Origin of the sequence: Bradyrhizobium sp. 31Argb (genome assembly GCF_043638955.1) — a bacterium.
Classification (GTDB): domain Bacteria; phylum Pseudomonadota; class Alphaproteobacteria; order Rhizobiales; family Xanthobacteraceae; genus Bradyrhizobium.
This window is the reverse complement of the sequence record NZ_JBEGDB010000502.1, coordinates 1-2,741: the sequence shown is the minus strand read 5'-3', so window position 1 is coordinate 2,741 and position 2,741 is coordinate 1. Positions and strand designations below refer to the sequence as shown.

The following is a 2,741-nucleotide window of genomic DNA, read 5'->3' as shown; positions in this document are numbered from 1 at the left end:
CCTGCGTCCACGATCTTCGAATCATGGTTGCCCATGGATTCAGAATCCTCAGTCAATTACAACTGTAATGCTAGGCTGCGTCCTGCCCTCCTTGGGCGTTTCCTCCCTAGACTTCGGCCGCTTGTGGCAACGCAGGCGGCCATTTCTTTGTCAGATGGCCGCTGACTCGCATGGCGCTCCTGTAATTGGCTCGGAAACGAGTGGGCGGGCCGTAAATGAGCGTCATCATCGATACCAATCTAGCCGAACGCCGAAGGCTAAGCTTGATGAGCTAAATAAGAAGGCGATCGACGCCATCACGTCCGGCAAGCTCACAGATGGGCGCCAGTATCAGCGCAATGTGGGGTAAAGGCGCCCGCCGCCGCTGCGCACCTGCTCGCTTAGACGCTGGAAGACATCCTGAAAGACCAGGAGGAGAGGGATGGTACGTGTTTCGACATTGGAACGCCGTTCCAATTCGGAGGACGAGAAGGGCCGAGCTGATGAAGCTCGTTGGCGATCTGTGCACCATCGAGCTGCTGAACAACAAAGGGGTCAGCATCTACATCGAGCCGGAGAAGATCGATGGCGGGCTCATCCTGTCGACCGGCGCGATCAAGGAATCAGTCTGGCAGGACACCGTCGGCCTGGTGCTCAAGAAGGGCAAGACCGCCTTCAAGCATGAGCCGCAGACCGGCACCTATTTCCACGGCCAGGATGTCAAGGCCGGCGATTGGGTTGTATTCCGGCACGGCGATGCTCGCCGCGTCCGGATCAAGGGCGTGGATTGCCGCATGGTCGAGGACACGCTGCTCGACATGGTGGTCGACAACCCCGACGTGATCACACACCGCTGATAGTGACACCGCTTGGCGGAGCTTTCGGGCGCACTGAACTAGAGCGGGTCGTTTTGTCGGCTTTGAGACCAAAATCCACCACATGACGCTACACACACCCAGTACGAAGCGACTGTAGCCAACTTTCAAAATCGGCACATCGCTTGCTTCATTCGGGGCACCATCACCGGTCGCAGGCGGGGCGGTGCTGTAGGGACGGACTCGGCACGTCCTCCATGGCGTCCGGCCGCCCCGCCAATTTGTTGTGGGGCGACATGAAACAGCCCTTCGGCGCCTCGCTCGGCTTGATCGATGTCACTACGAATGTCGATGCGGTCGAACTGGAACGTGCAGCGAAGCGTCCACTGATGTCCGGCTTTCACGCGCAATTCAGCATCGGCGAATGTGCCGGCTCCGCCGCGATGACCGCATTGGCGGGCTGCACCTTGGGGCTTTTTCATCAACCCTAATTAAAATTATAGACGCGCGTGTAGAGCCCCGATCGTCTTCAGCGAGCCTGCTGCCGCGCCCGAAGAAAGGGGAGCGGGGAAACTCCGCTTTCTTCGCCTCTCGTTAAACTAGCGAGTAGCGTAGCTCACCCGCTCCGGCAGTACCCTCCGGCTGCCTCGCTCGAGCATCGCTCGAGATCGTCCTGCATGCTCCGCCCAAGCAGCGACAGCACGGGCTCATGATCGAATCCTGCGCATCTTGCGCCGTCGGCGTTGATCAGCGGGCGCCTTATCTGGAGCGGATCGCTCAGCATCAGCGCGAGTGCGCTCGCCGCGTCGCTTATGTCGGGATTGATTTGGCCTGACTTGATACGGGGCGCGGCGCGGTTGAACCAGGATCCGACCGGCGTATTGCCGAAGAACTGGCGCAGTTGCTCCGCGCGCCACGGCTCCTTCAAGATATCCTTGGCAATCACGTGGTGGCCCGCGGCCTTCAGCGCCTGCATCTGGCGCGCGTTGGTGGCGCAGCCGGGTTTTTGATAGAAAATGATCGTCGCCATGGCGTGGCCTAATTCAGCACCCTGAGCTGCACGATGGGCGCGGTGGCGCCGCGTTCGAGAATACCATCGACCTTCTTGCGGACGGCTTCCAAGGTGAGAGGCTTGATAAGCACGCCGTGCGCGCCCGCCTTGATGCCTTCGGCCGCGGTGGCCTCGTCGGATTTCTCGCAGACGATCAGGATCCGCACCTCGGAAAAATGGGCCGCCAATTGGCCGATCAACGGCGGCCCCTTTTGTTTGAAAAAGGAGGCGCCGAGCAGCACCAGATCGGGCTTCAACCAATCGACGCCCCTGACAAAAGCCTCTTCAGGCGTTGCAAGCTCGTGCGTTTCGATCTCATCGTGCAGCATAAGCTGCAAAGCCACCCGGGTGATTTCGTCATCATCGACCACGAAGACCGGTCGCTGGTCTTCCGCCTTCGAGGTTTCGACGCCCATCTGCATTATCGCTCTCCAAGCGGCTTGTATGAGAAATTAGCAATTTCCGTTCCACGCATGAACGCATCGAAAGGGCCCGCGCCAAGCCGGCTTTTGCCCGTTTGATGCTTGCGATCCTTGTTCGGCTTCTGACAGCGGCACAATTGCTGTCACCTTCAAAACACCTGGTGTCATCCGCGGGCTCGCTGGTTTTTCAACGCGAAATCAGAAGCTTAAAGAGCGTGGACAGCCTTGGCACGGGGGTTGCTATTACGATGCAGCAACACTGAGTGAGGGCTGAGTGCACGCAGACGCGCAAGACGAGCGATGCTCTCCTTCCCTTGAACCCGTGTGCCTCGTTTCTGAGAGAGAAACAAAGCTGGCGCGCGAGCCAGCGCGCAAACTTTGGCAAATCGGTTGATGCAGAGCAACATGTCTTCACTGAGACAAATCGCGTTCTACGGCAAGGGTGGCATCGGCAAGTCGACCACCTCGCAGAAC

General features: G+C 59.1%; 5 protein-coding genes. 3 read left to right on the top strand and 2 right to left on the bottom strand.

The window, feature by feature from the left end; all coding sequences use genetic code 11:
* Window positions 1-482 precede the first annotated feature (482 nt).
* Both AAFX91_RS40665 and AAFX91_RS40660 read left to right on the top strand, forming a co-directional pair.
* Window positions 483-836, top strand: coding sequence for a hypothetical protein (locus AAFX91_RS40665; RefSeq protein WP_130231350.1), 354 nt, complete (start codon window positions 483-485; stop codon window positions 834-836).
* A 215-nt stretch (window positions 837-1,051) separates the two neighbouring features.
* Window positions 1,052-1,285: a hypothetical protein gene (locus AAFX91_RS40660; protein WP_207231180.1), complete on the top strand. Its 234-nt coding sequence runs from the start codon at window positions 1,052-1,054 to the stop codon at window positions 1,283-1,285.
* 125 nt (window positions 1,286-1,410) lie between these two features.
* Here AAFX91_RS40660 and AAFX91_RS40655 read toward each other — a convergent pair whose 3' ends face one another.
* Together AAFX91_RS40655 and AAFX91_RS40650 are read right to left on the bottom strand one after the other, a co-directional pair.
* Window positions 1,411-1,824: an arsenate reductase family protein gene (locus AAFX91_RS40655; RefSeq protein WP_130231348.1), complete on the bottom strand. Its 414-nt coding sequence runs from the start codon at window positions 1,822-1,824 to the stop codon at window positions 1,411-1,413.
* An 8-nt stretch (window positions 1,825-1,832) separates the two neighbouring features.
* Window positions 1,833-2,267: a response regulator gene (locus AAFX91_RS40650; protein ID WP_394570240.1), complete on the bottom strand. Its 435-nt coding sequence runs from the start codon at window positions 2,265-2,267 to the stop codon at window positions 1,833-1,835.
* Window positions 2,268-2,672: 405 nt separating this feature from the next.
* Between AAFX91_RS40650 and AAFX91_RS40645 the strand changes: the two genes are divergently transcribed.
* Window positions 2,673-2,741, top strand: a 69-nt coding sequence (locus tag AAFX91_RS40645) for a hypothetical protein (protein ID WP_394570241.1), incomplete at its 3' end; no start/stop codon positions are given.

Coding starts and splice junctions, on each gene's coding strand:
- AAFX91_RS40650 (WP_394570240.1), bottom strand. CDS start 2,267: ATGCAGATGGGCGTCGAAACCTCGAAGGCGGAAGACCAGCGACCGGTC.
- AAFX91_RS40655 (WP_130231348.1), bottom strand. CDS start 1,824: ATGGCGACGATCATTTTCTATCAAAAACCCGGCTGCGCCACCAACGCG.
- AAFX91_RS40660 (WP_207231180.1), top strand. CDS start 1,052: ATGGCGTCCGGCCGCCCCGCCAATTTGTTGTGGGGCGACATGAAACAG.
- AAFX91_RS40665 (WP_130231350.1), top strand. CDS start 483: ATGAAGCTCGTTGGCGATCTGTGCACCATCGAGCTGCTGAACAACAAA.